The organism is Streptomyces sp. NPDC005878 (genome assembly GCF_040629815.1).
In the GTDB taxonomy this organism is placed as follows: domain Bacteria; phylum Actinomycetota; class Actinomycetes; order Streptomycetales; family Streptomycetaceae; genus Streptomyces.
This window is the reverse complement of sequence record NZ_JBEXWK010000060.1, coordinates 1-3,104: the sequence shown is the minus strand read 5'-3', so window position 1 is coordinate 3,104 and position 3,104 is coordinate 1. Positions and strand designations below refer to the sequence as shown.

The 3,104-nt window shown below is 68.5% G+C and carries 1 protein-coding gene; it reads left to right on the top strand.

Going from position 1 to position 3,104, the window contains the following annotated elements; translation table 11 throughout:
- Positions 1–30 precede the first annotated feature (30 nt).
- A partial coding sequence (locus ABZ404_RS39050; RefSeq protein ID WP_358991709.1) for a phage tail tape measure protein occupies positions 31–3,104 on the top strand: 3,074 nt, incomplete at its 3' end.

The following is a 3,104-nucleotide window of genomic DNA, read 5'->3' as shown; positions in this document are numbered from 1 at the left end:
CAATTCGGTCTCGGTGCCGACCAGGCGTCGGTGGCGGCCGACACTCTCGCAGCCACTGCAAACGCCGCAAGTGGTGGTATTACAGACATTTATTACGCCATGAAATATGCCGGGCCTGTCGCCCACGGCATCGGCATGTCCATGCAGGAAGCCGCCGCAGGCGTCGGCATGCTCCACAAGGCCGGCATCATCGGCCAGACCGCGGGCACGTCGTTGCGCGGCATGTTCACGAACATGGCCAAACCGACCCATCAAATGTCGGTAGGGCTGCATGACTTGGGCATCGAGGCATACGACGCCCAGGGCAACTTCAAGGGCCTGCGGTATGTGGTGGAGGGGCTGGAGAAGGCCCAACACCGCATGTCCCAGCAAGATTTCACCGCGGCAGCCGCGAAGGCCTTCGGGAAGCCAGCCCTGAGCGGCGCTATGGCCCTTGCGCACCAGGGTGTGCAGTCCTACGACGCCCTGTTCTCCACCATCCGCAAGACCGGCGCGGTCACCGAACTCGCCGAAGCGCAGGGCAAGGGCCTTGCAGGCGCCATGGTCCAGCTCAAGACGCAGGCCCGCCAGACCGGACTGGCGATCTACCAGGGCATGGCCCCGGGCCTGGAGTGGCTGACCCGCGGAATGACGACGGGCTTGAACAAGGCCACGCCCCATATCGAGCACTTTTTCCAGTACCTCAACGACGCGGCCACGCTGCTCGGCCCGGACATCGAAGCGGCGATGCGCCGTGAGGCGGGCGGGATCGGCAACGCGGTCTCAAAGATGGTCGGCCCGTTCAAGGACATCGGCAACAAGGCCCTGGCCGACTTCCTGCATCTGCTGCTGTCGCTCGGGGACCAGGCCGCCCGGATCCTCGTCAACATCGTGCACGGAGTCGATCCCATCGTGCACGGCTTCGCGGAGATGGCCTCCGGCGGCGACACCGTCGTCACGTCCCTGGACCTGGTCGTCATGGTGCTGGACGCGGTCGCGCGGGCCCTGGGCTACGTGTCCGGGGTCCTCGTCCCGGTCGGGCAGGCCGTCGGCAGCCTGGCGCACGGCTTCGCTTCCCTGCCGGGCCCCATCCAGCAGTTCATCCTCGCCGCTCTCCTGGTGCGCCGTCTCCAGGGCCCGATGAACAGCCTCGCCTCCACCGTCGGCGGCCGGGTCACCGGCGCCTACCGCTCCCTCGGCCAGCAGATGGCCGTACAGCGGACGCTGGCGGCCACCGCCGGAATCTCCCTGACCCGGTACGGCGCCGCGATGGCCGTCCTCCAGACCCGGGTCCCCGCCATCGGCGCCATGGGCGCCGCGTTCCGCACCGCCTCAGCCAGCGGCACCCGCTTCACCGGCACGCTACGCGGCGTGGCCGCAGCGGCCGGCTCCGGGCTGCGGTCGGCGGCCACCGGCATCGTCGGCGCCTTCGGCGGTCCGTGGGGACTGGCCATCACCGGCGCGACCCTCGGGCTCGGGCTCCTCGCCAGCCACCAGCAGAAGGCCGCAGCCGCAGCCGCCGAGCACCGCCAGCAGATCTCCAACCTCTCCCAGGCCCTGCGCGAGTCCAACGGCGCGGTCGATGAGAACGTGCGCGCCATCGCCACCGAGAACCTGATGGCGAAGAAGGTCAAGACCACCCTCGACGGACAGCGACGCCTGATCGACGTCGCCAAGGACGCCAAGGTCCCGATGGGCGACCTGGTCGACGCCTACACCCAGCAGGGCACCTCCCTGGAGAAGCTCAAGACCCAGCTCGACGCGGTCGCCAAGGCCCACGTCAAGGAGATCGTCGACCCCGAGTCGGGCCTGACGGGCAAGGGCCTCGACAAGGAGGGCCAGGCCGCCGCCGACCTGAGCAAGGCACTGGGGGGCCTGGGCGACGACTACGCGAAGGCCGCGGCCGACGCGAAGGCGTTCAAGGACGGAGTCGGCAACACGGGCAAGGCCACCACCGCGTACGACAAGCTCAAGACGTCGGTGAAGGCGCTCGCGGACACCACCGGCGACGCCGACACCCGCACCCGCGCCCTGCGCAACGCCCTGGACCTGCTCTCGGGCGGATCCATCAGCCTCCAGGCGGCCCAGGCCCGCGTCCACGAGGCGATCACCAATGCCAACGAGGCGATGGCAGCCGGCGTCAACCACGCGGACGGCTGGCACCAGCAACTGTTGAAGACCAACGGGGCGATCGACACCACCACCAAGAACGGCCAAGCCCTCTTCAGCACCCTCGACTCCATCGCCGAATCGAGCTCACAGGCCGCGCTCGCGGCGTTCGACTTCGCCAAGTCCCAGGGCAAGGACGTCCCCGAGGCGGTGGCCGCCGCTCGCAAGGAGATGCAGGACGCCCGCGACTCCGCGATCAAGCTGGCCGGTGGCTACGGCCTGACCAAGGACGAAGCGGCCGGTGTCGCCGACGCCATGGGCCTCATCCCCGGGCAGGTGTCGATCCTCCTCACCACCAAGGGCCTCGACACCGCGCTCGCTGAGCTGTTGGGCGTGCAGGCGGAGTTCCAGCGGTTCCCCAAGAAGACGACGGTCACGGTCGAAGCGCTCGGGGAGGACGCGAAGAAGGAGCTTCTCGATCTTGGCTACAAGATGGAGACGCTCAGCACGCGAGAGATCAAGATCACGGCCCCAACCTTGGCCGCCCGCCATGAGCTCGACCTCCTGATCACCAAGCTGGCGACCACCAATGGCAAGACGCTGCCGATCAAGGCGCCGAGTGCCGCCGCCCGCAAGGAACTGTCCTCGATCGAGGCGAAGGTAGCGGGCATGCACGGCAAGACGCTGACGATGAAGGCGCCGACGGCCGAGGCCCAGGCGCAGCTCCAGGCCCTCGGGTTCTCCATCCGGCAGAACGCCCGCGACAAGACCGTCACCATCAGCCTGCCGACCGGCGGGCCGATCTCGGCGGCCGCCGCCATCCAGGCCGCCATCAGCAACATCCACGGCCACGACGTCGGCATCGGCGTGTACCTGAAGGCCACCAGCAGCGACAGCGACGCCAACGGCGTCCCCGACATGATCCAGAACCCGCAGGCCCGCGGATCTGTCTTGGACTTCTACGCCGCCGGGGTGTATGCCATGTCGATCTCCGAGTTCAAGGAATCCGAGGGCCT